Raw genomic sequence first — 19950 nt, 5'->3', positions numbered from 1 at the left:
CACGCCGTCCATGGAGACCTAGGCCTTCACCGCCGCCGACCAGTCCGCCACCGGCACCCACCGCTCGCCGTCCACCCGCGTGAAGTAGACGCTGTCGAGGCCCTGATGACGGTCGGACGTGAAGGTGAGCGGCGCGCCGATCCCGAGATCGAGCCCGCGCAGCGACTCGAGCGCCTGGCGGAACCCCGGCCGACTCGCATTCGCCCCCATCCGTCGCAGGCCTTCGACGATCACCCGCGCGTTGATGTACCCCTCCAGGCTGATGAAGCTGTGCCGCTGCGGGGTGTAGCCGCCGTCCCGGATCGCCTCCGGCATCGCGGGATTGTGCTTGTCCATCAGGGTCCGGTACTCGGCGACACCGGGCAGGCTCGAGTCGTCGTAGCTCGGCACCACCTGCGAGTTGATGAGCGCGCGGGTATAGTCGCGGCCCATCGCCCGCCCGTGCTTGATCAGCAGGGCGAGCATGGCGTCGGAGCCCACGAAGGATACGTTCGAGATCGGCACCGCGAAGCCCGCGTCGCGGGCGGATCGGACGAACGCGGCGCAGCCCTGATAGGCGCCGGTGCAGAGGACGACGTCGCAGCCGGCCTCGCGAAGGGCACCCACCGCTGCGCTCATGTCGTCGTCGAACCGGGCGCCCCGGACGTAGGTGGCCTCCGCGGTGATCTTGGCGCTCCGCGCCGCGAGGCCTCGCGCCACTGCATCGGTGCCGCTGCGGCCGTAGGCGTCGATCTGGTAGAAGACGCCGAAGCGGCGCGCGCCCGCCTGCCAGAACCGATCGACGAGGGCCAGCATCTCCTGCCGGTACGACGCCCGCACGTTGAAGACCTGGTCGACGTAGGGCGCCTCGCGCTGCGGCTGGGCGCCGGTGAAGTTGCCGACCAGGACGACCTGCTGATCCGCGTACTGCTTGATCACCGGCAGGGCGCGGGTCAGCGTCGGCGTGCCCACGTAGTTGGACAGGAAGAATACCTTCTCGCGGTCGAGGAGCTGGATGGTGTTCCGGATGCACGGCTCGGGGTTGTAGCTGTCGTCGAGCGCCACCACCGCGATGGGCCGGCCGAGCACACCGCCACGCGCATTGATCTCGCTGTAGTACGCCTGGGCTCCGCGATACAGCTCGGTCCCGAGCCCGGCGGCGGTCCCGCGAAACGCCGCGCTCATGCCGATGCGGATCTCGTTCGGAGCACCCGGCGCGGCCGGCGCGGCACCGGGAAGCACGCGGCTCGCGAGCGCGGCCGCGGTCAGGCCGAGGAACTCTCTCCGCTTCATGCCACCCCGTGCGCGGGCGCGACGTCGCTCGCGGGGGTCCGCAGCACGGCGAGCAGCCCCGGGATGTCGAGCACCGGGACGACTTCGCCCGCCCAGTTGATCCAGCCGGTCGCGAACGGGCAGGCGCCACGGGCTCGTGCGGCCGCCGGCGTATCGGCCGGCAGGACCGCGTCGAACGGCTCGAGCCCGAGGACCGAGTCCACCACCGCGGCCACCACCAGGGCGCCGTCGCGCACCACGAGGGTGCGCACGCTGCGCCCGGGCGGGGCCTCCTCCAGACCGAGCGCGCTCCGGAGGTCGATGATCGGGACGATGGCGCCTCGCAGGTTGGACACGCCGACCAGGCACCGGCGGGCGCGCGGCACCGGAGTGATCTCGTCGAACACGGCCACCTCGCGTGCGCTCCGGACGTCCACCGCGAAGGCGTACCCGCCCAGTGAGAACAGACAGGCCCGCAGGGCGGGAGCGGCCTCGGTGGAGGCGGAGGTCGGGACGACGCCGGGGGTAGTGTCCACCGCTATTTCACGAACTGCCGGACGACGCCGAGGAGCTGATCGGCGGTAAACGGCTTCGCGAGGTAGTCGGCGGCACCCTGGCGCTGGCCCCAGACCCGGTCGCTCTCCTGGTTCTTGGAGCTCACGAAGACGACGGGAGTGTCCTTGGTGCGGGGATCACGACGCAGGCCGCGGAGCACCTCGTAGCCGTTGCGCTTTGGCATCACGATGTCCAGCAGCAGCACGTCGGGACGCTCCTCGACAACCCTCTCCTCGAGCAGTTCTCCGTGCTCGTAGGACACGACCTGGTGACCGGCTGACTTGAGAATGCCCTCGATCAGCTTCAACTCCGACACGGCGTCGTCGACCACCATCACCTTGCCCACGCCAGCGACCTCCTCGGCTCGGGTTGCGGTTCCACCGATCGTCCCCCCGACACCTGCCCGTACACCAGGCGGTCCACCGACCGCTGGACGGGGGGTCGTCTTACTGCAAGCCACTTACCAGTCGGGCTTTTCTGCCGTCCTGGCGACCACATCCGGCCCGGTCCGGGAGATGTCATGGATTCAAGGCTTTCCGGCCGACGACACGCACTTTTTGCCTCCGGGTGGCTCCGTGACAGTCGGTGGACGTCGGCTGGGTGACACTGACTGTCAGACGCACTGCCCGGAACCGTCGGCCTGCACTCCGGTCAGGGCACCTGGCGACCGTCGGCTGTCAGCCGAAAGGGCAGCTCTTCCGCCGGGGAGCAGCAGCCGCCAACTTGCGATGGTGGGGGCCCTATGCTAGCGTGACTCTGCGCTTTTTATGGCACTCTCACCAGCTGTCCTGCAGACCATCTGACAAGGAGACCTTGGATCCATGGCCGAGTCGACGCTTCATCTCACCGAGGCCAGCTTCGATACGGAACTGGGCAAGCACACCGAGCTGTTGATGGTGGATTTCTGGGCCGAATGGTGCGCCCCCTGCCGGGCCATCGCCCCCACTCTCGAGGAGCTGGTGCGAGAAGGCAACGGCACGGTGACCCTCGCCAAGGTCAACGTGGACGAGCAACCCGCGCTGGCGGCCCGTTACGGCATCCGCTCCATCCCCACGATCCTCTTCGTCAAGGGTGGCAAGGTGCTGGATCAGGTGATCGGCGCCGTGCCCAAGGCGCAGCTCAAGAAGAAGCTGGACGCGAACGCCTGAGCGCCTGATTTCAATGCCCACGGAGGGGCCGGACCTGCCCCCGATCTCGCCCGCGCGCGAGGGCTGTCCTGCGCTGGCCGGCCGTGGCGCGCGGCCCCTCGCTCCGGCACCCGCATGAAGGCGTCGGAGCCACCCGAACGGGTGAGCCTCGACCGACTGGGCGAGCGCGGCCTGATTCGCCGCATCCGGAGAACCGGGGTTGCCGCCCGGGCTTCCGACGTGGAAGTCGGAATCGGTGACGACACGGCCGTGCTGACGGTCCCCCCCGGTCACCGGTTGCTGGTCACCACCGACCTCGTGATCGAGGACGTCCACTTCCGACGCACCTCTGCGGCCCCGGCCGACATCGGCTGGAAGGCCCTCGCGGTCAATCTCTCCGACATCGCCGCAATGGGCGGTATCCCGCGGTGGGCACTCGTGGCCCTCGCCGTGCCGGCCGATACCACGGTGGACGCGGTGGACGCGTTCTATGCCGGCATCGAGGATGCGGCGGCTCCGCACGACGTGACGGTAGTGGGCGGCGATACCTCGGCGTCACCCGGCGGGTGGATGGTCAACGTCACCCTCCTGGGCGTCCACCCCGGCGCGCCGCGGCTTCGCTCGCAGGCCCGCAGCGGGGACATGATCGCGGTCACCGGGTCACTGGGCGCCTCGGCCGCTGGCCTGTTCGCGCTCGAGATGGGGCTCGACCGCGCCCGCGACCGTGGAGTCGCGCCGGGCCGGCTGGCCGAGATCACGCGTGCCCATCTCCGTCCCCGCGCTCGCGTCGCCGAGGGTCGCTGGCTGGGATCGGCTCCGGGGGTGCACGCCATGATGGATTGCTCCGACGGCCTGGCCACCGACCTCGGCCACATCTGCCGAGAGAGCGGCGTGGGCGCCCGGGTCCGGCTGGATCGGGTGCCGGTCGCAGCCGCCGCGCAGGTGGCGGCTGATGCGCTCGGCCAGGATGCTCGGCACTGGGCGGTGGGAGGAGGGGAGGACTACGAGTTGCTCCTGAGCTGCGACGCGGAAGCAGCCGAACGCCTCGCCGCCGGGCTCGCCGAGGCGACCGGGACGCTGCTGACCATCATCGGCCGGGTCGATGGATCCAGCGATGAGGTCGTCTTCGTGGATGCCGAGGACGTTCCGGTGACGATGCGGCCGGGTTACGAGCACTTCCACGGATAGATCGCATGGATAGCGGGGTCGGCCTCGAGCTGATCGTCCTGGGCATCCTGCTGCTCCTCTCGGCCATCCTGTCGGGCGCCGAGGCCGCCTACTTCTCGCTGGGCCGGACTCGGCTCAAGGAGCTGGCCGAGCAGCAGGGCGAGACGCCGGGCCCCCTCACTCCGCTCCTCGAGCAGCCCCACGAGCTGCTCGTCACCCTGCTGGTCGGCATCACGGTGGTCAACATCGGAGCGTCCGCCCTCGCCGCGGCCATCGCCGAGCAACTGTTCGGCTCGCACGGCCTGGCCATCGCGATCGCCGCGATGGTGTTTCTGCTCACCATCTTCGGCGAGGTCCTGCCGATGACCCTGGCGGTGGAATATCCGGTGCGGTTCGCCTCGTGGGTGAGCCGGCCGGTGGTCTGGCTCTCGATGGCATTGAAGCCGATCCGGGTGGGTCTGGGCGCCTTCACCGCGATCACCGTCCGCCTGGTCGGCTCCGAGCGGCGGCGCGGCCAGCCCGAGATCTCGGAGGAGGAGCTGCGCACGCTGGTGGACGTGGGCGCCCGCGAGGGAGTGGTGGAGCGAAGCGAGCGCGAGATGATCCACAAGGTCTTCGAGCTGGAGGACACGCTCGTGCGCGAGGTGATGGTGCCGCGGCCGGACATGTTCTGCCTGGACGTGACCACCGAGCCGGCCCAGCTCCTGCCCTTGCTGCGCGAGCAGCTGCACTCGCGAGTGCCGGTCTACGAGGAGACGGTGGACCAGATCGTCGGGGTGCTCTACACCAAGGACCTGCTCCCCTATCTGTCCGGCCTCCCCGCCGACTTCAGCCTCCGCCCGCACCTGCATCCGCCGTACTTCGTGCCGGGCTCCAAGCGGGCCGACGCCCTGCTGCGGGAGTTCCAGGCCAAGAAGCTCCATCTGGCGGTGGTGGTCGACGAGTACGGCGGCACCGCCGGGCTCGTCACGCTCGAGGACCTCCTGGAAGAGCTGGTGGGCGAAATCCGGGACGAGTACGACGAGGACGAACGGCTGATCCAGCGGGTCGCCCCACGCAGCTTTCGGGTTTCGGGCCGCCTGGCCATCGACGAGCTGAACACCGCCACCGGCCTGCAGATCCCGGACGACGCCTTCGATACCGTCGGCGGATGGGTCCTCGATCTCTTCGGGCGCGTCCCCCACAAGGGCGAGAAGACCGAAGCCGACGGTGTCCGGGTCGCGGTGGAGAAGGTCGAGCGCACGCGGGTGCTCGAGGTGCTCGTGACCCTGCCGGATGCCTCGCAGACGTTGGCCTCATGATCTACGTCTGGATCATCGGCCTGGCCATGCTGATCACCGCGCTGTTCTCGGCCGCCGAGATGTCGTTCATCGCGGCCAACCGGCTGCGCCTCCGGCACCTCGCGGAAGGCGGCAACCGCACCGCGGCTCGCTACCTCGAGGCGTTCCGTCATCCCGAGCGGCTTCTCTCCACCGCCATGATGGGCGTGACCATCGCCCACATCACCGCCTCCACGGTGGCCACGTGGGCGCTGATTCCGGCGGTGGGCAGCGCGGCGGCGATCCTGGTCACCCTCGGCCTCACCCCGCTCATGCTGGTGGGCGGCGAGGTGATCCCCAAGGCCATCGCGCGCGAGCGGGCCACCGGGCTCATCCTGTGGCTATTTCCGGTGATCGAGGCCGCCGGCCGGGTGCTCACTCCGATCACCTGGGGGGCCAACGCCCTCGTGGGACGCACCCTGGCTCTGTTCGGCCGTCAGCCCATCAGCACGCGACAGTTCGTCTCCCGCGAGGAGCTCAAGCTGCTGCTCCAGATGGAGCCCGAGGAAGCCGACGTGACGGTCAGCGAGGCCGAGATGATCGACAACATCTTCGACCTCGGGGAGACCGCGGTGCGGGAGGTCATGGTCCCCCTGGTCGACGTGGCGGCGCTGCCCGAGACCGCGTCGCCCGCGGACGCGGTGCGGCTCATCCAGGAGCGCGGCTTCTCGCGCATCCCGGTGTTCACCGACCGCGCCTTCAACATCGTGGGCGTCGTCACCGCGATGGACCTGCTGCGTCGCGGCGGGGAGGCCCGCGACCTGCGCGCCCTCATGCGCCCGGCCGCCTACGTGCCGGAGACGAAGCGCATCGACGACCTCCTGCGCGAGATGCAGCGCAACCGGCTGCAGCTGGCGGTGGTGGTGGACGAATACGGCGGCGCGGTGGGCATCGTCACCGTGGAGGACATCGTCGAGCAGGTGGTCGGCGAGATCCGCGACGAGCACGACCGGAATCCGGACACCGTCGAGCGCCTGCCCGACGGCAGCTATCGAGTCGCGGGCCGGACCGGCCTCGACGAGGTCAACGAGGCGCTGGAGTGGGAGCTGCCCCGGGGCGACTACGAAACGGTGGCCGGCCTCGTGCTCGCCACCGTGCACCGCATCCCGCTGGTCGGGGAGGTCTTTCGCATCGGACGCTTCGCGATCACCGTGCTCGAGGCCGACAACCGCCGCGTGCTGGCGGTGCGCATCACCCCGGATGTCCCGAAGAAGATCGACCACACGGAGCGAACCTAGAACGAGAAAGGAAGACGCGATGGCCGGCAAGATGGTCGAGTTTCCGAGCAACGGACACACCGCGAAGGGGTATCTGTCGATTCCCGCATCCGGCAAGGGGCCGGGCGTCCTCGTGATCCAGGAGTGGTGGGGCCTGGTCGGGCACATCAAGAACGTCTGCGATCGCTTCGCGGTCGCCGGGTACTCCGCGCTCGCCCCGGATCTGTATCACGGCCAGACCGCGAGCGAGCCGGACGCGGCGGGCAAGCTCTTCATGGCCCTCAACATCGAGCGCGCCGAGAAAGACCTGGCCGGCGCCGCGACGTACCTGGCCGGGCACTCCTCGACCTCCAAGCTCGGCGCCGTCGGCTTCTGCATGGGCGGTCAGCTCGCCCTGTTCGCCGGCTGCACCAACGCCAGCGTCGGCGCGGTGGTGGACTTCTACGGCATCCACCCGAACGTGAAGCCCGACTACACGCGCCTGAACGGCCCGGTCCTCGGCCTCTTCGCCGAGAAGGACGCATTCGTGACGCCGCAGACCGCGCGTGAGGTGGAGGCCGGCATCAAGAAGGCGGGCAAGTCGGTGGAGATCCACATCTATCCCGACGTCGACCATGGCTTCTTCAACGACGAGCGGGAAGACGTCTACAACAAGCCGGCGGCCGAGGACGCCTGGCGCCGCACCCTCGACCTGTTCAAGAAGACCCTGAAATAGCGCCCAGCACCCGGTAGTCCACCGACCGGGGAGTGCGGCGGCCCGGCTATCCCGCGGCCGCCGCCGCCTTCTTCCGCCGGCCCTTGGCCGCGCCGGCCCCTGCCTCGCCCTTGCCGGCTTTCTTGCTCTTCTCCCTGGGCGCCTTCTCGGCCTTGGCGTCCTTCTTCCCCTTCTCCTTCGGCTCTTCCGGCCGATCCACCAGCTCCATCACGACCATGGGGGCCCGGTCGCCGGGCCGCAGGCCGGCCTTGATGATCCGGGTATAGCCGCCGTGTCGGTCGGTGAAGCGCGCGGCGATCGTGTCGAAGAGCTTCTTCACCACCGTCTCGTCGGGCATCATGGCCAGCGCTTGCCGGCGCGCGTGCAGATCCTCGCGCTTGGCCAGCGTCACCATGTGGTCGGCGAGGCCGCGGATAGCCTTGGCCTTGGCCTCGGTGGTCATGATGCGCTCGTGACGAAAGAGGGCGACCAGCAGGTTCCGGAACAGCGCCCAGCGATGCTGGGTGATGCGTCCGAGCTTGAAGCCGGCCTTGCCGTGCCTCATTTTGCGCCTCCGCGGCCGAGCGCGCCCAGCAGATTCGGGTCGATCCGCATCCCGAGGGAGAGCCCGAGAGTGGCCAGCGCCGCCTTGATCTCGTCGATCGACTTCTCGCCGAGGTTCTTGACCGACTCCAAGTCCTCGTCGGTCTTCTGCACGAGATCCGCCACGACCAGGATCTCGTGATTCTTGAGCGCGTTGATGGCCCGCGCGGGAAGCGGCAGGTCCTCGAGCGGCTTGGCCAGGCTCTCCTGCAGGAAGCCCTCGCCGGCCGCCTCCACCTCGTCCTCTTCCTCTTCCCGGCCTTCCGGCGCCAGGTGCGAGAAATGCGCCTGCAGATGACGGGCCGCCCGCGAGAGCGCTTCCTCCGGCGACACCGCGCCGTTGGTCCAGATCTCGAGGATCAGCTTCTCGTAGTCGGTGACCTTGCCCAGCCGCGCGTTCTCCACGCTGTAGGAGACGCGCTGGATCGGCGAGAACGCGGCGTCGAGCGGGATCGCGCCCGCCGGCACCGACCCCGCGGGATGGCGGTCCGCCGCGACGTAGCCGCGGCCGACGCCGATGCCCAGATCGACCACGAGGGATCCGCCCGCTCGCAACGTGGCGATGTGGATCTCCGGATTCAGCACCTCCACGCCGCCCGCCTCCGAGACGTCCGCGCCGGTCACCTGCTTCGGCCCCGTCGCCTCCAGCCGGGTCTCGGTCGGCTCGCCGGACGGCACGTTCACCGCCAGCTTCTTGACGTTCAGGAGGACGTCGGTGGTGTCCTCTTCCACATCGCCGATCTTCGCGTCGACGTCCTTGACGCCGGGAATCCGCACCCAGGTCACCGCCGCGCCCGGCACGATCGCGAGCAGCGTGCGCCGGAGCGAGTGCCCGACGGTGAGGGCGTAGCCCTTCTCGAACGGCTCGGCCACCAGCCGTCCGTAGCGATCGGACAGGATCTCCCACTGGATCGATTTCGGCTTCTGGAACGGAATCCTTGCCATATGCCCCTTCCGGCGGCCGGCTGGCCGCCTACTTCGAGAACAGCTCGACGATGAGCTGCTCCTGCACCGGGATCTGGATGTCCTCCCGGAGCGGAAGCCCGCGCACCGTCCCCTTCTTGTCGTTGACGTCCAGGTCGAGCCACGGCGGCACCGGCGAGCGCCCCGCGGACAGGTTGTCGGTGACCCGCTCCTGCATCTTGGAGGTGGGCCGCAGCTGGACCACCTCGCCCACCTTCACGATGAAAGACGGAATGGACACTTTCCGGCCGTTCACCTGAACGTGCCCATGCCCGATCATCTGGCGCGCCTCGCGGCGGGAGGCGGCCATGCCCAGGCGGAAGACCACGTTGTCGAGGCGCCGCTCCAGGTACTTCAGCAGGTTCTCGCCGGTCACGCCCTTGTCGGCCTCGGCCCAGGCGAAGTACCGACGGAACTGGGCCTCCAGCACCCCGTAGATGCGCTTGGCCTTCTGCTTCTCGCGCAGCTGGATGCCGTACTGGGTCGGCTTGGTGCGGCCCAGGCCATGCTGGCCCGGCGGATAGTTCCGGCGCTCGATCGCGCACTTCTCGGTGAAGCAGCGCGAGCCCTTCAGGAACAGCTTGATGCCTTCACGCCGGCATTGCCGGCAGGCGGCGGCTCGATATCGTGCCACGTACGTCTCCTCTTACACGCGTCGCCGCTTGGGCGGTCGGCAGCCGTTGTGCGGGATCGGGGTCACGTCACGGATCGCGGTGATCTCGAGACCCACCGCTTGCAGCGAGCGGATGGCGGCCTCGCGCCCGGCCCCCGGGCCGCGCACGAACACCTCCACCTGCTTGAGGCCGACCTCCATCGCCTTGCGCGCCGCGTTCTCGGCCGCGGTCTGCGCGGCGAACGGCGTGCTCTTCCGCGAGCCCTTGAAGCCCACGCTGCCCGCGCTGGCCCACGACACGACGTTGCCCATCTTGTCGGTCAGGGTCACGATGGTGTTGTTGAAGGTGGCCTGCACGTGGGCGATGCCCACGCGGACCTCGCGGCGCTCCCGCTTGCGCCCACCCTTGCGGGGCGCAGCGGAGGCCTTCTCGTCCGGCTTCTGCTCGGCGGCGTCGGCCATGCGCTCGGCTCCTTACTTCTTCGGCGGGGCCGCGGGCGCGGCGGCCACCGGCTTCTTCTTGACCATCACGCCCTTGCTCTTGCCCTTGCGGGTGCGCGCGTTGGTATGGGTCCGCTGGCCGCGCACCGGCAGGCCCTTCCGGTGTCGGATGCCGCGGTAGCATCCGATGTCCATCAGGCGCTTCACGCTCATGGACACCTCGCGGCGCAGATCGCCCTCGACCTTGAACTCGCGCTCGACGATGTCGCGGACGCGGCCGGTCTCGTCGTCGGTCCACGCCTTGACGCGCTTGTTGGGATCCACCCGCGCGTCGGCGAAGATCTTCCTCGCGGACGGGATGCCGATCCCGTAGATGTACTGGACGGCGATCTCACCCCGCTTCTCCCGCGGCAAATCGACTCCGGCGATGCGTGCCATGTGGGCTCCTATCCTTGGCGCTGCTTGTGGCGCGGATTCTTGCAGATGATGCGCACCCGGCCGTGCCGGCGCACGATCTTGCAGTTCTCGCACCGAACCTTGATTGACGGACGTACTTTCATGTGCTCTCTACCTTCCTTGCCCTTGCTTCTCTATGTATCCGCTCGGCTCGCCTTCGGCTGCGCCCCAAGCTCGGATCGGCTCGCCTTCGGCTGCACCTCGCCAAACTCGAACTACTTGAATCGATAGGTGATGCGCCCACGCGTGAGGTCGTACGGCGACAGCTCGACCTTCACCTTGTCGCCGGGCAGGATCCGGATGAAGTTCATCCGCATCTTGCCCGACACGTGCGCGAGCACTCGGTGTCCGTTCTCCAGCTCCACCCGGAACATCGCGTTGGGCAGCGGCTCCACCACCGTGCCCTCGACCTCGATCGCGTCCTCTTTCGCCATGAGCTCCGGGCGGCCTCAGGCCGCGTGGTCCAGCCGGGTGAGCACCTCGGGCCCGCTCTCGGTGATCGCGATGGTGTCCTCGAAGTGAGCGGCCCAGCTCCCATCGACCGTCACTGCGGTCCAGCGATCCTCGAGCACGCGCACCTCGTACGATCCCATCGTCACCATCGGCTCGATGGCGAGCACCATCCCGGCCTTGATGATCGGCCCGCGGCCCGCGTCCCCGAAGTTCGGGATCTGGGGCTCCTCGTGCAGGTTCCGGCCGATCCCGTGACCCACGAACGCGCGCACCACCCCGAAGCCGTGGCCCTCGCAGTGGGTCTGCACGGCGTGGGAGATGTCGCCCAGGCGATTGCCGGCGCGGCACTGCACGATGGCCTTGTCGAGGCTCTCGCGCGTGACGTCCAGCAGCTCCTGGACCCGCGGCGCCACCGCGCCCACCGGCAAGGTGATCGCGCAATCCGCGTAGTAGCCCTCGACGACGCACCCGAGGTCGAGCCCGACGATGTCGCCTTCGCGCAGCTTCCGCTTCGACGACGGAATGCCGTGCACCACTTCCTCGTTGATCGAGATGCAGGCGGTCGCCGGGAATCCGCGATAGCCCTTGAACGCCGACGCGGCCCCCTGCGAGAGGATGAACGACTCGACGTCCGCGTCGATCTCCTTGGTCGAGAGCCCGGGCTTCACCAGGGCGCGCAGGCGGTCCTTCACCTCGGCCAGGATCCGCCCGGCCTTCCGCATGTGCGAGAGCTCTCGCGCGGACTTCAGCAGGATCACGAGGCCACCGGCTCCCGGACCGCCTTCTTGACGGAGTCGGCCACCTGGGCCATCGGCCCTTCGCCGTCCACCCGCACGAGCAGGCCGCGCCGCTTGTAGTACTCGAGCAGCGGAGCGGTCTGCGTCTGGTACACGTCGAGCCGGCGCCCGACCGTGCCCTCCGCGTCGTCCTCCCGCTGGTACAGCTCGCCTCCGCAGTGGTCGCAGACGCCCGCCACCTTCGGCGGGGCCGACACGAGGTGGAACGCGTGCCCGCAGCGCCGGCAGATCCGACGGCCGGTCAGGCGGCGCAGCAGCTCGTCGCGCGAGACGTCGAAGAAGATCACGCGGTCCAGGCCCTGTCCCCGCCGGTGCAGCAGCGCGTCGAGGGCCTCGGCCTGGGCGACCGTGCGCGGGAAGCCGTCCAGCACGTAGCCGCCCGCCGCGTCCGGGCGGGCGAGCCGCTCGTCCACCAGCCCGATCACGACTTCATCCGGGACCAGGGCCCCCGAGTCCATGTACCGCTTCGCCTCGCGCCCGAGCGGCGTGCCCGCGGCCACCGCCTCCCGCAGCATGTCGCCGGTCGCGACCTGGGGCACGCCCGACTCGACGGCCAGACGGCGGGCCTGGGTGCCCTTGCCGGCGCCCGGCGCGCCGAGGAAGATGATCCGCGCGCTCATGCGCCCTTGGCCTTCTTCCGCAGGAAGCCTTCGTAGTTCCGCATCAGCAGGTGCGACTCCATCTGGCGCACGGTATCGAGCGCGACGCCGACCACGATCAGGAGGCTGGTGCCGCCGAAATAGAACGGCGTGTTGAACCAGCGGATCAGGAAATCGGGCAGCACGGAGATCAGGGCCAGGAAGACGGCGCCGGGCAGCGTGATGCGCGTCAGAACCTTGTCGATGTACTCGGCGGTCTTCTTGCCCGGCCGCACCCCCGGGATGAATCCGCCGTACTTCTTCATGTTATCCGCCAGGTCAACCGGGTTGAACACGATGGCGGTGTAGAAGTAGGCAAAGAAGATGATCAGCGCGCAGTAGAGCACCGTGTAGGTGAGATGCCCGGGCGAGAGCGCCTCCGAGACGTACTGCATCCACGGGTGGTGGATGAAGCGGGTCAGGGTGGCCGGGAAGAGGATCAGGGAGGAGGCGAAGATGACCGGGATGACTCCGGCGGTGTTGATGCGCAGCGGGATGTGGGTGGACTGCCCGCCGTACATCCGCCGGCCCACCACCCGCTTGGCGTACTGGACCGGGATCTTCCGCTGCCCCTCCTGCATGACCACCACCGCCGCGGTCACCAGCACCATCATGATGATCAGGCCCAGGAACACGAACAGGCTGAGCTCGCCGGTGGAGATCAGGGTGTAGGAGGACACGATCGCCGAGGGCAGGCGCACCACGATGCCCGCGAAGATGATCAGCGAGATGCCGTTGCCGATCCCCTTTTCGGAGATCTGCTCGCCCAGCCACATGATCAGGGCGGTCCCGGTGGTCAGGGTCAGCATGGTGATCAGCCGAAAGCCCCAGCCCGGATCCGGCACCAGCACCGCGCCGGTCTGGCTGCGCATGCTCTCGAGCCCCACCGCGATCCCGAACGACTGCACGAGGGACAGCACGATCGTGCCGTAGCGCGTGTACTGGGTGATCTTCTTCTTGCCCGCTTCGCCTTCCTTGGCCAGGCGCTCCAGCGCCGGGATCACCACCGTGAGCAGCTGCAGGATGATCGACGCCGAGATGTACGGCATGATCCCGAGGGCGAACACGGTGAGCCGGCGCAGGTTGCCGCCCGAGAAGAGGTCGACCATGCCGAGCAGCGTGCCCTGCACCTGGTTGAAGAACTCGGCGAGCGCGGACGCGTCGATCCCGGGAGTCGGCACGTGCGCGCCGAGCCGGTAGGCGGCGAGCAGGCCCAGGGTGATGAGCACGCGGCGCTTGAGCTCCGGAACCTTGAAGATGTTCTGGAAGCTCTGCAGGCCTTCGATCACTTCGCGGTCTCCGCGGTCTTGGTCCGGGCCGCCAGCACCTCGACGCGGCCCCCCGCCGCCTCGAGCTTCTGCCTGGCCGACTCGCTCACCTTGTGGACGCGCACCGTGAGGGCGTGGGCGACGTCGCCGTCACCCAGGACCTTGACCGCCCGGCGCCCCGACTTGCGGATGAGGCCGCTCGAGACCAGCGCGTCGGGATCCACCACGCTCCCCTTGGCGAATCGCGCGGCCAGATCCTTCACGTTGACGATGGCGAATTCGGTCTTGCCCCCGTAGGGCAGGAACCCGCGCTTGGGCAGCCGCCGGTAGAGCGGCATCTGACCGCCCTCGAAGCCGGGACGCACCCCACCGCCGGAGCGCGCGTTGAGACCCTTGTTGCCCTTGCCGGAGGTCTTGCCCTGGCCCGAGCCCCGCCCGCGCCCCAGCCGCTTCCGCTCCTTCGTGGAGCCGGGCGCCGGTCTCAGATCCTCGATTCTCATGACTTGGCTCCGCTCCGCTGGGCCTTCTTCTTCGGCGCCGCCGCGTCACCTTCGCTGACCTGCACCGCGAACGGCACGGTCTGGATCATGCCCCGGATGGACGGGGTGTCGTCGTGCTCCACCACCTGCCGGATCCGGCGCAGCCCGAGGGCCTTCAGGGTCGCCTCCTGGGTGGGAGACAGACCGATGATGCTCCGAACCAGCGTGACCTTAAGCGTCTTTGCCACCGGCCGCCTCCTGCTGTCCTCCGTCGCCGTCCAGCGAGCGGCGGCGCGCCGCGTACGTCGACTGCAGCCGCTTCAGCCGACGGAACGCGTCCATGGTGGCCTTCAGCACGTTGTGCGGATTGTTCGTCCCGAGCGTCTTGGTCAGGATGTCCTGCACCCCCGCGGCTTCCAGCACCGGCCGCACCGCGCCGCCCGCGATGACCCCGGTGCCCTGCGCGGCGGGCTTGAGGTAGACGCGCGCGGCGCCGAAGTGCCCGGTGATCTCGCACGGGATCGTGGTGTCCTTGAGCGGCACCTGCACGAGGTCCTTCTTGGCGTGCTCCACCGACTTCCGGATCGCCTCGGGCACCTCACGCGCCTTGCCGAGCCCGACGCCGACGTGCCCCTGACCGTCGCCCACCACCACCAGAGCCGTGAAGGAGAATCGCCGGCCGCCCTTGACGACCTTGGCCACCCGGTTGATGGCGACCACCCGATCGGTCAGGTCCAGCGCGTTGGGATCGATTCGAACCTCAGCCACTCGATGCTCCTCCCTAGAAGGCCAGGCCGGCCGCGCGGGCCGCCTCGGCGAGGGCCTTGACCCGCCCATGGTACTGATAGCCACCGCGATCGAAGACGACCTGCTTGATCCCGCGCGCCTTCGCCCGCTCGGCCAGCAATTCGCCCACGACCTTGGCCGCGGCCACGTTGCCGCCCGTCTTCGACTTCGCGCGGAAGTCGGGCGCACGGCTGTCCACCGCGGCCAGCGTGCGTCCGCTCGTGTCGTCGATCACCTGCGCGTAGATGTGACTCAGGCTGCGGAACACCGCCAGCCGCGGCCGCTCCGCGGTCCCGACAACGCGGGTGCGGATGCGCAGATGACGGATCTTGCGTCCCTCGACCTTCTTGCCGGTCAGCATTACTTGGCCCCTGCCTTCTTGCCCACCTTCCGGCGGATGTATTCGTCGGCGTACTTGATGCCCTTGCCCTTGTAGGGATCCGGCTTGCGCAGGGCCCGCAGCTTGGCCGCGGTCTGCCCGAGCAGCGCCTTGTCGGCGCCGCGGAGGGTGATGGCGACCTGCCGGTCCACCTCGGCCTGGATCCCCTCGGGCAGCGGGAACACGATCGGGTGCGAATAGCCGAGCGCGAGCTGCAGCGCCTTGCCCTGGAGCTGGCAGCGGTAGCCGATGCCGACGATCTCGAGCTTGCGCTCGAAGCCGTCCTTGACCCCGGTCACCATGTTGGCCAGCAGCGAGCGGGTCAGGCCGTGCAGGGCGCGGACATTTCGATGATCGGAGCTGCGCGCCACCGTCAGCACGTCCGACTCCATCGTCACCGACAGGCTCGACGGGATCGACTGGCTGAGCTTGCCCTTGGGGCCCTCGGCGCGGACCATGCCCTCCTCGACCGCGACCTTGACGCCTTGCGGGACCGGGATGGGCTTCTTGCCGATTCGAGACATGGCCGGGTCCTCCTACCAGACGTAGGCGAGGACTTCGCCGCCCAGGTGCTGCTTCTTCACCTGACGATCCGTCATCACGCCGGACGACGTCGAGAGGATCGCCACGCCCATGCCGCCCAGGATGGTCGGGATCTTGTCCTTGGTCACGTAGATCCGCCGGCCCGGGCGCGACACGCGCACGATGCCCGAGATGATCTTCTCGCTGCCCGCCCCGTACTTGAGATAGACCCGCAGCGTGCCCTGCTTGTTGTCCTCGATGACCCGGAAGTTCTTGATGAACCCCTCGTCCTTGAGGATCTCGGCCATGCGCAGCTTGAGCTTCGACGACGGGATGTCGACCTTCTCGTGCTCGGCGCGGCTGGCGTTACGGATGCGCGTGAGGAAATCGGCGACCGGATCGCTGACCATTGGCCTACCAGCTCGCCTTGATCACGCCGGGCACCTCGCCCTTGAGCGCGAGCTCGCGGAAGCAGATCCGGCAGGCCTCGAACTTGCGCAGATAGCCGCGCGGCCGGCCGCAGATCTTGCAACGGTTGTGCGAGCGCACCTTGTACTTCGGGGTGCGCTGCTGCTTCATGATGAGTGAGGTCTTGGCCATCTACGACTCCCTGAACGGCACGCCCAGGTGGGTGAGGAGCGCCTTCGCCTCCTCGTCTGTCCGCGCGGTAGTCACCACGGTAATGTCCATCCCCCGCACCTTGTCGACCTTGTCGTACACGATCTCCGGAAAGATCACCTGCTCCTTGAGCCCCATATTGTAGTTGCCGCGGCCGTCGAAGCCCTTGGGGGGCACGCCCTTGAAGTCCCGGACCCGCGGCAGGGCCACGTTCACCAGCCGATCCAGGAACTCGTACATGCGGGGCCCGCGCAGGGTGACCTTGCAGCCGATCGGCACGTTCTCGCGCAGCTTGAAGTTGGCGATGGACTTCTTGGCCCGGGTGATCACCGGCCGCTGTCCCGCGATGGCCTGCAGGTCCGCGGTGGCGAAGTCGAGGATCTTCGGATTCTCCTTGCCCTCACCCACGCCCATGTTGATGACGACCTTCTCGAGCCGCGGCACCTGGAAGGGGTTGCCGTAGCCGCGCTCCTTCATCATCGCGGGCACCACCGTGGAGCGGAAGCGGTCGCGCATGCGAGGCGGAGTTGCTCCGCTGACGCTGGCCCGCTTGCCCGGCCCTTGGGGCTCCGCCGCCGGGGCCGGCTTGCCGCCGCCCTTCGGGCGCGCGCCCGCCTGGCCGGGTCGGCCGCCCGCCGATCCGCCGCCCGCCTTGCCTCCCGGTGCCTTGTCCGATTTCTTTGGCTCTGCCATCACGTCCTCACGCTCGGTCGAGCATCTCGCCGGACCGTCTGGCCACGCGGACCTTCTTGCCGTCGGACAGCGCCTTCATGCCCACCCGCGTGGGCTTGTCGCTACCCGGATCCACCAGCATCACGTTGGAGAGGTGGATCGAGCCCTCGCGCTCGATGATGCCGCCCTGACGGACCTTCTGGGTGGGCCGCTGGTGCTTCTTGATCATGTTGAGGCGCTCGACCACCACGCGGCCCTTCTCGGGGATCACCCGCAGCACCTTGCCCTTCTTGCCGCGCTCCTTCCCGGCCACCACCATCACCGTGTCGCCCTTCCGCACGTGCGCGATCGCCATGACGTCCTCTAGATGACCTCGGGGGCGAGCGAGATGATCTTGGTGAACTGCTTGTCCCGCAGCTCGCGGGCCACCGGCCCGAAGATGCGCGTGCCCACCGGGTTGTCGTCGGCCTTGAGGAGGACCACCGCGTTGCGGTCGAAGCGGATGTAGGAGCCATCCCGGCGCCCCACTTCCTTCACGGTGCGCACCACCACCGCGCGGGCGACCTCCCCCTTCTTCACGGTCCCGTCCGGCACCGCCTCCTTGACCGCGACCACCACCACGTCGCCCAGGGAGGCGTAACGCTTGTTGGCGCCGCCCATGACCCGGATGCACTGGACCTTCTTGGCGCCGGAGTTGTCGGCCACGTCCAGCATGGAACGAGGCTGGATCATGACGCGCTCGCCAGCACCTGCAGGATCCGCCAGCGCTTCTCCTTCGAGAGCGGCCGCGTCTCCTCGATCAGCACCCGGTCCCCGACCTTGCTCGCGTTCTGCTCGTCGTGCGCCTTGAGGCGCTTCGACCGGGTGATCACGCGCTCGTACTGCGGATGACGGAACACGCGCTCGATGACCACCACGCGCGTCTTGGTCATCTTGTCGCTGACCACCACGCCTTCCCGCGTCTTCTTGACGCCCACTGTCCTGTCCTCCCCCGCCTCTACGCCGTCCGCGGGATGCGCAGCGCCCGCTCTCGCAGGATGGTCTGGGCCCGCGCCAGGTCCCGCCGGGCGATCGCCACCCGCGCCGGGTTCTTGGCCACGCCCATCGAGAGCTGGAACCTCAGGTTGAAGAGCTCCTCTCCGAGCTCGCGGGCTTTCTGCTCCAGCTCCTCGTCGGACATCTCACGCCACTTGGCCGCCTTCATGGTCGCCTCAGCGCCTCACAGGGCCCGCACGCGGGTCACGAACTTGGTCTTGATCCCGATCTTCTGGGCGGCCAGGCGGAACCCTTCCCGGGCCGTCGGCTCGTCCACGCCCTCCATCTCGTAGAGGATGCGACCGGGCTTGACCACCGCCACCCAGAACTCCGGGTTGCCCTTGCCCTTGCCCATGCGCGTCTCCGCCGGCTTCTTGGTCACCGGCTTGTCCGGGAAGATGCGGATGAAGATCTTCCCGCCGCGCTTGACGCTGCGGGCCAGGGACACGCGCGCCGCCTCGATCTGGCGGTTGGTGACCCAGCCCGGCTCGAGCGCCTTCAGCCCGAACTCTCCGAAGGCCAGCGTCGATCCGCGCTGGGCCTTGCCCTTCATCCGGCCGCGCTGGGCCTTCCGGTACTTGACCCGCTTGGGCATCAGCATGGCGGCTTATCCCTCGGCCGCGGTCTTCTGGGTGGGGAGCACCTCACCCTTGAAGATCCACACCTTGACCCCGATGGCCCCGAAGGTGGTGTGCGCCTCCGCGAGCCCGTAGTCGATGTCGGCGCGGATGGTGTGCAGCGGCACCCGGCCGTCGCGGTACCACTCCCGGCGCGCGATCTCGGCGCCGCCCAGCCGGCCCGCGCACGCGATCCGGATACCGTCGGCGCCCAGGCGCAGGGCGGAGGTCACCGCCTTCTTCATCGCGCGACGGAAGGCCACCCGCTTCTGGAGCTGCAGGGCCACGTTCTCGGCCACCAGCTGCGCGTCCAGCTCGGGATGGACCACCTCTTCGATGTTGAGGTAGACCTCCTTGGCGGTGCGCGTCTGGATCTCGTTCTTCAGCTTCTCGACCTCCGCGCCCTTGCGCCCGATGATGATGCCGGGCCGGGCGGTGAAGATCGTGATGCGCGCGCGATTGGCCGAGCGCTCGATGTCGATGCGCGAGATGCCCGCGTGATACAGCGACGACTTGATGAAGCGGCGGATCTTGTGGTCCTCGTGCAGCAGGTTCGCGTACCCCTTGGTGGCGAACCACCGCGAGCTCCACGTGCGCGTGGCCCCCAGCCGGAACCCGATCGGGTGCGTCTTCTGGCCCATGACTACCTCTTGCCTCCCCGCGCCGCCGCGGCGCGCGGAGCGGCCGTCTCGTCGCTGAGCTCGATGGTCAGATGGCTCGTGCGGTGCTTGATGAAGTAGGCGCGGCCCATCGCCCGCGGCGACACCCGCTTCATCGACGGCCCGCCGTCGGCCACCGCCTTGATGACCCGCAGGTCGTCCAGGTTCCGCACCTGATGGTTGTGCTCCGCGTTGGCGATAGCCGAGCGCAGCACCTTCTCGATGAGCCGGCCCGCCGCCTTGGGCGTGTACTGGAGCGTGGCCAGCGCCTCGCCCACCGACTTGCCCCGGATGTGGTCCAGGACGAGCCGGGCCTTGGACGCCGGGACCCGGATGTAGCGTGCGGTCGCTCGCGTGCGCATGATCAGGACTTGCCGGTCGGGGAGGCGGAAGCCTTCTCGGCCTGCCCGTGGGCCTTGAACGTGCGGGTGAGCGCGAACTCGCCCAGCCGGTGTCCCACCATGTTCTCGGTGATGTAGACCGGAATGAACTTCTTGCCGTTGTGCACCGCGAGGGTGTGGCCCACGAACTCGGGCGAGATCGTCGACCGTCGCGCCCAGGTCTTCAGCACCTTCTTCTGGCGTCCGCGGTTCAGCTCCTCGACGCGCTTCTCGAGGCGCT

Annotated in this window: 33 protein-coding genes and 1 pseudogene; 5 read left to right on the top strand and 29 right to left on the bottom strand. The window is 68.8% G+C overall.

Annotated elements, in window-relative coordinates:
* Positions 1-18: 18 nt before the first annotated feature.
* From VKN16_17945 to VKN16_17935, 3 genes are read right to left on the bottom strand one after another with little or no spacing between them, the layout of a single operon-like run.
* Positions 19-1272: an ABC transporter substrate-binding protein gene (locus tag VKN16_17945; GenBank protein ID HME96092.1), complete on the bottom strand. Its 1254-nt coding sequence runs from the start codon at positions 1270-1272 to the stop codon at positions 19-21.
* Positions 1269-1787, bottom strand: a complete 519-nt coding sequence (locus VKN16_17940; GenBank protein ID HME96091.1) for a chemotaxis protein CheW — start codon at positions 1785-1787, stop codon at positions 1269-1271. Before VKN16_17940 ends, VKN16_17945 begins: the two co-directional genes overlap by 4 nt.
* Before the next feature lie 2 nt (positions 1788-1789).
* Positions 1790-2152, bottom strand: coding sequence for a response regulator (locus VKN16_17935; protein HME96090.1), 363 nt, complete (start codon positions 2150-2152; stop codon positions 1790-1792).
* Between the two features lie 475 nt (positions 2153-2627).
* Here VKN16_17935 and trxA point away from each other — a divergent pair, with 475 nt between their 5' ends.
* From trxA to VKN16_17910, 5 genes are all read left to right on the top strand, one after another.
* Complete coding sequence (gene trxA / locus VKN16_17930) at positions 2628-2954, top strand: thioredoxin (protein HME96089.1); 327 nt, start codon at positions 2628-2630, stop codon at positions 2952-2954.
* A 114-nt stretch (positions 2955-3068) separates the two neighbouring features.
* Complete coding sequence (gene thiL, locus VKN16_17925; protein HME96088.1) at positions 3069-4121, top strand: thiamine-phosphate kinase; 1053 nt, start codon at positions 3069-3071, stop codon at positions 4119-4121.
* A 5-nt stretch (positions 4122-4126) separates the two neighbouring features.
* Positions 4127-5401, top strand: coding sequence for a hemolysin family protein (locus VKN16_17920; protein HME96087.1), 1275 nt, complete (start codon positions 4127-4129; stop codon positions 5399-5401).
* Positions 5398-6657 carry a hemolysin family protein gene (locus VKN16_17915; GenBank protein HME96086.1) on the top strand — a complete coding sequence of 420 codons (1260 nt, stop codon included), beginning with the start codon at positions 5398-5400 and terminating at the stop codon, positions 6655-6657. The genes VKN16_17920 and VKN16_17915 overlap by 4 nt, the downstream gene beginning before the upstream one ends.
* 19 nt (positions 6658-6676) lie before the next feature.
* Positions 6677-7351 carry a dienelactone hydrolase family protein gene (locus VKN16_17910; GenBank protein ID HME96085.1) on the top strand — a complete coding sequence of 225 codons (675 nt, stop codon included), beginning with the start codon at positions 6677-6679 and terminating at the stop codon, positions 7349-7351.
* Between the two features lie 46 nt (positions 7352-7397).
* Here VKN16_17910 and rplQ read toward each other — a convergent pair whose 3' ends face one another.
* From rplQ to rpsS, 26 genes and pseudogenes are all read right to left on the bottom strand, one after another.
* Positions 7398-7895 (bottom strand): 50S ribosomal protein L17, encoded by a 498-nt coding sequence (gene rplQ / locus VKN16_17905; protein HME96084.1) that lies wholly within the window; start codon positions 7893-7895, stop codon positions 7398-7400.
* Positions 7892-8878, bottom strand: coding sequence for a DNA-directed RNA polymerase subunit alpha (locus VKN16_17900; GenBank protein HME96083.1), 987 nt, complete (start codon positions 8876-8878; stop codon positions 7892-7894). Before VKN16_17900 ends, rplQ begins: the two co-directional genes overlap by 4 nt.
* A gap of 28 nt (positions 8879-8906) precedes the next feature.
* Complete coding sequence (gene rpsD / locus VKN16_17895) at positions 8907-9530, bottom strand: 30S ribosomal protein S4 (protein HME96082.1); 624 nt, start codon at positions 9528-9530, stop codon at positions 8907-8909.
* Positions 9531-9542: 12 nt separating this feature from the next.
* A complete protein-coding gene (gene rpsK, locus VKN16_17890; protein ID HME96081.1) occupies positions 9543-9971 on the bottom strand; it encodes a 30S ribosomal protein S11 in 429 nt (142 codons plus the stop codon).
* 12 nt (positions 9972-9983) lie between these two features.
* Positions 9984-10388, bottom strand: coding sequence for a 30S ribosomal protein S13 (gene rpsM / locus VKN16_17885; protein HME96080.1), 405 nt, complete (start codon positions 10386-10388; stop codon positions 9984-9986).
* Positions 10389-10396: 8 nt separating this feature from the next.
* Positions 10397-10510, bottom strand: a complete 114-nt coding sequence (gene rpmJ / locus VKN16_17880; protein ID HME96079.1) for a 50S ribosomal protein L36 — start codon at positions 10508-10510, stop codon at positions 10397-10399.
* 111 nt (positions 10511-10621) lie between these two features.
* Positions 10622-10840: a translation initiation factor IF-1 gene (gene infA / locus VKN16_17875; protein ID HME96078.1), complete on the bottom strand. Its 219-nt coding sequence runs from the start codon at positions 10838-10840 to the stop codon at positions 10622-10624.
* Between the two features lie 15 nt (positions 10841-10855).
* The gene (gene map, locus VKN16_17870; GenBank protein ID HME96077.1) at positions 10856-11617 is read right to left on the bottom strand and encodes a type I methionyl aminopeptidase; all 762 of its coding nucleotides are present in this window, start codon (positions 11615-11617) and stop codon (positions 10856-10858) included.
* Positions 11614-12276, bottom strand: coding sequence for an adenylate kinase (locus tag VKN16_17865; GenBank protein ID HME96076.1), 663 nt, complete (start codon positions 12274-12276; stop codon positions 11614-11616). Before VKN16_17865 ends, map begins: the two co-directional genes overlap by 4 nt.
* Positions 12273-13583: a preprotein translocase subunit SecY gene (secY, locus tag VKN16_17860; GenBank protein ID HME96075.1), complete on the bottom strand. Its 1311-nt coding sequence runs from the start codon at positions 13581-13583 to the stop codon at positions 12273-12275. The genes VKN16_17865 and secY overlap by 4 nt, the downstream gene beginning before the upstream one ends.
* Positions 13580-14062 (bottom strand): 50S ribosomal protein L15, encoded by a 483-nt coding sequence (rplO, locus tag VKN16_17855; GenBank protein HME96074.1) that lies wholly within the window; start codon positions 14060-14062, stop codon positions 13580-13582. The genes secY and rplO overlap by 4 nt, the downstream gene beginning before the upstream one ends.
* Before the next feature lie 50 nt (positions 14063-14112).
* Positions 14113-14289 (bottom strand): annotated as a pseudogene (gene rpmD / locus VKN16_17850) (50S ribosomal protein L30).
* Entirely contained in the window at positions 14273-14809 is a 537-nt protein-coding gene (gene rpsE / locus VKN16_17845) for a 30S ribosomal protein S5 (GenBank protein HME96073.1), read from the bottom strand. Before rpsE ends, rpmD begins: the two are co-directional and overlap by 17 nt.
* A gap of 13 nt (positions 14810-14822) precedes the next feature.
* Positions 14823-15188 carry a 50S ribosomal protein L18 gene (gene rplR / locus VKN16_17840; protein HME96072.1) on the bottom strand — a complete coding sequence of 122 codons (366 nt, stop codon included), beginning with the start codon at positions 15186-15188 and terminating at the stop codon, positions 14823-14825.
* Positions 15188-15730 carry a 50S ribosomal protein L6 gene (gene rplF, locus VKN16_17835; protein HME96071.1) on the bottom strand — a complete coding sequence of 181 codons (543 nt, stop codon included), beginning with the start codon at positions 15728-15730 and terminating at the stop codon, positions 15188-15190. Before rplF ends, rplR begins: the two co-directional genes overlap by 1 nt.
* A 12-nt stretch (positions 15731-15742) precedes the next feature.
* Positions 15743-16138 carry a 30S ribosomal protein S8 gene (gene rpsH, locus VKN16_17830; protein HME96070.1) on the bottom strand — a complete coding sequence of 132 codons (396 nt, stop codon included), beginning with the start codon at positions 16136-16138 and terminating at the stop codon, positions 15743-15745.
* Positions 16139-16142: 4 nt separating this feature from the next.
* Complete coding sequence (locus VKN16_17825; protein ID HME96069.1) at positions 16143-16328, bottom strand: type Z 30S ribosomal protein S14; 186 nt, start codon at positions 16326-16328, stop codon at positions 16143-16145.
* Complete coding sequence (gene rplE, locus VKN16_17820; GenBank protein ID HME96068.1) at positions 16329-16862, bottom strand: 50S ribosomal protein L5; 534 nt, start codon at positions 16860-16862, stop codon at positions 16329-16331.
* A gap of 184 nt (positions 16863-17046) precedes the next feature.
* Complete coding sequence (rplX, locus tag VKN16_17815; GenBank protein ID HME96067.1) at positions 17047-17373, bottom strand: 50S ribosomal protein L24; 327 nt, start codon at positions 17371-17373, stop codon at positions 17047-17049.
* Between the two features lie 8 nt (positions 17374-17381).
* On the bottom strand, positions 17382-17750 hold the full coding sequence (rplN, locus tag VKN16_17810) for a 50S ribosomal protein L14 (GenBank protein HME96066.1): 369 nt from the start codon (positions 17748-17750) through the stop codon (positions 17382-17384).
* Positions 17747-17995: a 30S ribosomal protein S17 gene (rpsQ, locus tag VKN16_17805; GenBank protein ID HME96065.1), complete on the bottom strand. Its 249-nt coding sequence runs from the start codon at positions 17993-17995 to the stop codon at positions 17747-17749. Before rpsQ ends, rplN begins: the two co-directional genes overlap by 4 nt.
* Before the next feature lie 20 nt (positions 17996-18015).
* Complete coding sequence (gene rpmC, locus VKN16_17800) at positions 18016-18222, bottom strand: 50S ribosomal protein L29 (GenBank protein HME96064.1); 207 nt, start codon at positions 18220-18222, stop codon at positions 18016-18018.
* Between the two features lie 15 nt (positions 18223-18237).
* Positions 18238-18654 (bottom strand): 50S ribosomal protein L16, encoded by a 417-nt coding sequence (gene rplP / locus VKN16_17795; protein ID HME96063.1) that lies wholly within the window; start codon positions 18652-18654, stop codon positions 18238-18240.
* A gap of 6 nt (positions 18655-18660) precedes the next feature.
* The gene (gene rpsC / locus VKN16_17790; GenBank protein ID HME96062.1) at positions 18661-19311 is read right to left on the bottom strand and encodes a 30S ribosomal protein S3; all 651 of its coding nucleotides are present in this window, start codon (positions 19309-19311) and stop codon (positions 18661-18663) included.
* Positions 19312-19313: 2 nt separating this feature from the next.
* Entirely contained in the window at positions 19314-19691 is a 378-nt protein-coding gene (gene rplV / locus VKN16_17785; GenBank protein ID HME96061.1) for a 50S ribosomal protein L22, read from the bottom strand.
* A 2-nt stretch (positions 19692-19693) separates the two neighbouring features.
* On the bottom strand, positions 19694-19950 hold a 257-nt coding region (gene rpsS, locus VKN16_17780; GenBank protein HME96060.1), incomplete at its 5' end, for a 30S ribosomal protein S19.

Source organism: Candidatus Methylomirabilota bacterium, from assembly GCA_035315345.1.
Lineage (GTDB): Bacteria > Methylomirabilota > Methylomirabilia > Rokubacteriales > CSP1-6 > CAMLFJ01.
Note: the sequence above shows the minus strand (reverse complement) of the source record. Positions and strands in the feature narration are given on the sequence as shown.

Bases quoted from the DNA above. Each gene is read 5' to 3' on its own strand.
- VKN16_17865 (HME96076.1), bottom strand. From the start codon at position 12,276: ATGAGCGCGCGGATCATCTTCCTCGGCGCGCCGGGCGCCGGCAAGGGC.
- rplQ (HME96084.1), bottom strand. From the start codon at position 7,895: ATGAGGCACGGCAAGGCCGGCTTCAAGCTCGGACGCATCACCCAGCAT.
- rplR (HME96072.1), bottom strand. From the start codon at position 15,188: ATGCTGACCGGCAAGAAGGTCGAGGGACGCAAGATCCGTCATCTGCGC.
- rpmC (HME96064.1), bottom strand. From the start codon at position 18,222: ATGAAGGCGGCCAAGTGGCGTGAGATGTCCGACGAGGAGCTGGAGCAG.
- rplF (HME96071.1), bottom strand. From the start codon at position 15,730: ATGTCTCGAATCGGCAAGAAGCCCATCCCGGTCCCGCAAGGCGTCAAG.
- thiL (HME96088.1), top strand. From the start codon at position 3,069: ATGAAGGCGTCGGAGCCACCCGAACGGGTGAGCCTCGACCGACTGGGC.
- rpmJ (HME96079.1), bottom strand. From the start codon at position 10,510: ATGAAAGTACGTCCGTCAATCAAGGTTCGGTGCGAGAACTGCAAGATC.
- rplE (HME96068.1), bottom strand. From the start codon at position 16,862: ATGCGCGACCGCTTCCGCTCCACGGTGGTGCCCGCGATGATGAAGGAG.
- rpsC (HME96062.1), bottom strand. From the start codon at position 19,311: ATGGGCCAGAAGACGCACCCGATCGGGTTCCGGCTGGGGGCCACGCGC.
- rpsM (HME96080.1), bottom strand. From the start codon at position 10,388: ATGGCACGCATCGCCGGAGTCGATTTGCCGCGGGAGAAGCGGGGTGAG.
- rpsH (HME96070.1), bottom strand. From the start codon at position 16,138: ATGGTCAGCGATCCGGTCGCCGATTTCCTCACGCGCATCCGTAACGCC.
- trxA (HME96089.1), top strand. From the start codon at position 2,628: ATGGCCGAGTCGACGCTTCATCTCACCGAGGCCAGCTTCGATACGGAA.
- VKN16_17915 (HME96086.1), top strand. From the start codon at position 5,398: ATGATCTACGTCTGGATCATCGGCCTGGCCATGCTGATCACCGCGCTG.
- VKN16_17825 (HME96069.1), bottom strand. From the start codon at position 16,328: ATGGCCAAGACCTCACTCATCATGAAGCAGCAGCGCACCCCGAAGTAC.
- rpsK (HME96081.1), bottom strand. From the start codon at position 9,971: ATGGCCGACGCCGCCGAGCAGAAGCCGGACGAGAAGGCCTCCGCTGCG.
- rplO (HME96074.1), bottom strand. From the start codon at position 14,062: ATGAGAATCGAGGATCTGAGACCGGCGCCCGGCTCCACGAAGGAGCGG.
- rplX (HME96067.1), bottom strand. From the start codon at position 17,373: ATGGCGATCGCGCACGTGCGGAAGGGCGACACGGTGATGGTGGTGGCC.
- rplP (HME96063.1), bottom strand. From the start codon at position 18,654: ATGCTGATGCCCAAGCGGGTCAAGTACCGGAAGGCCCAGCGCGGCCGG.
- infA (HME96078.1), bottom strand. From the start codon at position 10,840: ATGGCGAAAGAGGACGCGATCGAGGTCGAGGGCACGGTGGTGGAGCCG.
- rplN (HME96066.1), bottom strand. From the start codon at position 17,750: ATGATCCAGCCTCGTTCCATGCTGGACGTGGCCGACAACTCCGGCGCC.
- VKN16_17920 (HME96087.1), top strand. From the start codon at position 4,127: ATGGATAGCGGGGTCGGCCTCGAGCTGATCGTCCTGGGCATCCTGCTG.
- rplV (HME96061.1), bottom strand. From the start codon at position 19,691: ATGCGCACGCGAGCGACCGCACGCTACATCCGGGTCCCGGCGTCCAAG.
- VKN16_17910 (HME96085.1), top strand. From the start codon at position 6,677: ATGGCCGGCAAGATGGTCGAGTTTCCGAGCAACGGACACACCGCGAAG.
- VKN16_17945 (HME96092.1), bottom strand. From the start codon at position 1,272: ATGAAGCGGAGAGAGTTCCTCGGCCTGACCGCGGCCGCGCTCGCGAGC.
- VKN16_17900 (HME96083.1), bottom strand. From the start codon at position 8,878: ATGGCAAGGATTCCGTTCCAGAAGCCGAAATCGATCCAGTGGGAGATC.